Origin of the sequence: Pseudomonas emilianonis, from assembly GCF_023072625.1 — a bacterium.
Lineage (GTDB): Bacteria > Pseudomonadota > Gammaproteobacteria > Pseudomonadales > Pseudomonadaceae > Aquipseudomonas > Aquipseudomonas paraveronii.
This window is the reverse complement of sequence record NZ_JAKNRV010000557.1, coordinates 1-2305: the sequence shown is the minus strand read 5'-3', so window position 1 is coordinate 2305 and position 2305 is coordinate 1. Positions and strand designations below refer to the sequence as shown.

Genomic DNA, 2305 nt, shown 5'->3' with positions numbered 1-2305 from the left:
CCGGCCGCGCGCCCAGGCTGCGAAAACGCTCGGCCTCGGTCTCGGTCTGCACGGCAAACAGGCTCATTTCTGCCAGCATCGGCCCCGTCAGTTTGGCGAAACGTGCATAGCCCTTGGCCGAACGCGCCGACAGCCGCGCATTGGCCAGCGCCACCGGAATCCCGCGTTGCGCGCAGGCGTGGATGTGGTTGGGCCACAGCTCGGTCTCCATGATCACGGCCAGTTTCGGCTGTACACGGTCGAGAAAACGCTTGGCCGCGCAGGGCACGTCATAGGGCAAGTAGCAATGCTGGACGCGCGGTTCATTCGCGAACAACGCCTGGATACGCTCGGAGCCGGTCGGCGTCATGCACGTGACGGTCATCGGCAGCTCTGGATAACGCTCCAGCAGGGCACGGATCATCGGCGCGGCGGCGATGCTTTCGCCCACCGACACGGCGTGCACCCAGATCCCGCCCGGTTGCATCAGCGGCAAGCCGTAAGAGAACCGCTCGCCCACGCGTTTGGCATAGGCTGGCGCCTTGCGCGCACGCAGCCACAGACGTAAAGCCACCAACGGCAGCGCCAGGTAAAACAGACAGCTGTAGAGAGTTCTATTCATGGCGGCGGAGTTTATCGGCTTTTTCAGTCGATCGCCTGCAAGCACTCGGCAAAACGTTCGGCGAGAAAGCGCGCGGCGGGGCCCAAGGGTTCATCGCGGCGCCATACCAGCTCAACAACCAGGGCCGGCGGGGTCCATTCGCTGACGAGTTCGACCATCTGGTTCTGATAGGCCGGGTATTGCACGACATGCCGGGGCAACCAGGCCCAACCCAGGCCACGGATAAGCCATTCGGCCAGCACGTAGAAGCTGTCGGCGCGCCACACCTGCGGGCTGGCAGCCTCGCTGCCGGGGTAGACGCTGGTCTGGGTCGACATCAGCAACTGGCGATACTGCGCCAACCCCTGGCAGTCCACGGTTTTCTGCGCCGCCAGCGGATGGTTGCGCCCGCACACTGTGACCATTTCCACACTGCCGACGACCCGACGCTCCAGCGCTTCGGGGATTTGATCGTGATAGAACAACATGCCCAGATCGGCCCGGCGCTCCACCAGCTTGCGTGCGACATCGCCTTGGGCCGCGCTGGAAAGCTGCACTTCAAGGTTGGGAAATCGACCGGCAAGAGCGTCAAGGCTATCGAGGACCGGCTGATAAAGCATCGCCTCATCCTGGGCCAGGCGCAGGCAGGCTTCTTCGCCGCGCACCAACGACATCGCGCGACCATTGAGGCGTTCGCACTGGCGCAGCACTTCCCTGGCCTCTTCGAGCAGCACCGTACCGGCCTCGGTCAAGCGGGGCTGACGGCCACTGCTACGCTCGAACAGGCTGACGCCCAGGTCCGCTTCCAGCAAGGCGATGCCGTTGCTGACCGCCGACTGGGCCTTGCGCTGCTCACGCGCCACTGCCGAAAACGAGCGCTGCTCGGCGACGCTGACGAACAGGCGCATCTGCTCCAGGTTCCACTGCACACTCATGGCGCGACCCATCTTTAATTCGGATAGGTAATGACTTTACCCCATCTGGCGACGCGCTAAAATGCCGACCTTATCCAGCGCGCTCTACACCGAGGACAGCCCCATGACCCCTGCCTACTATTACCTCGCCATCGCCATCTGCTCGGAAGTGATCGCCACCGTTTCCATGAAAGCCATCAAAGGCTTGAGCACGCCGATCCCGCTGCTGTTGGTGATCGTCGGCTACGGCGTGGCGTTCTGGATGCTGACCCTGGTGGTGCGCACCGTGCCGGTGGGTGTGGCCTACGCGGTGTGGGCCGGGATGGGCATTGTGATGGTCAGCATTGCGGCGCTGTTTATCTATGGGCAAAAGCTCGATCTACCGGCGATGCTCGGGATGGGATTGATCGTGCTGGGCGTGGTGGTGATTCAGTTGTTCTCGAAAACCGCCGGGCACTGACAGCCCTCCTAATATTGATCCCGGGCAAAGATCGATCCATTGAGCCTGTATACTTGGCACCTTGATTTGAACACTGAGGTTGCCCATGCCATCCGTTATTTCCACCGACGTTCTGATTGTCGGCGCCGGGGTTGCCGGCCTCTGGCTGAATGCGCGCCTGCGCCGCCAGGGGTTTTCCACGGTGCTGGTGGAGAACGCCACCCTGGGTGGCGGGCAAAGCGTGAAGTCCCAGGGGATCATTCACGGCGGTGCGAAATACGCGCTACACGGCGCCCTCACCGGGGCCTCCGAAGCGATTGCCGATATGCCGCGGCGCTGGCGCGAGGCCCTGGCCGGTAACGGCGAGCTGGA

4 protein-coding genes are annotated in these 2305 nt (G+C 63.2%); 2 read left to right on the top strand and 2 right to left on the bottom strand.

Going from position 1 to position 2305, the window contains the following annotated elements:
- Positions 1-601: glycosyltransferase N-terminal domain-containing protein (locus L9Z73_RS29280; protein ID WP_282598796.1), on the bottom strand; the 601-nt coding region annotated here is incomplete at its 3' end.
- A 23-nt stretch (positions 602-624) separates the two neighbouring features.
- On the bottom strand, positions 625-1515 hold the full coding sequence (locus L9Z73_RS29275) for a LysR family transcriptional regulator (RefSeq protein ID WP_247408360.1): 891 nt from the start codon (positions 1513-1515) through the stop codon (positions 625-627).
- Positions 1516-1618: 103 nt separating this feature from the next.
- Here L9Z73_RS29275 and L9Z73_RS29270 point away from each other — a divergent pair, with 103 nt between their 5' ends.
- Together L9Z73_RS29270 and L9Z73_RS29265 are read left to right on the top strand one after the other, a co-directional pair.
- On the top strand, positions 1619-1954 hold the full coding sequence (locus tag L9Z73_RS29270; protein WP_247408357.1) for a DMT family transporter: 336 nt from the start codon (positions 1619-1621) through the stop codon (positions 1952-1954).
- 85 nt (positions 1955-2039) lie between these two features.
- Positions 2040-2305 (top strand): FAD-dependent oxidoreductase (locus L9Z73_RS29265; protein WP_247408355.1); only part of this gene is annotated, 266 nt, incomplete at its 3' end.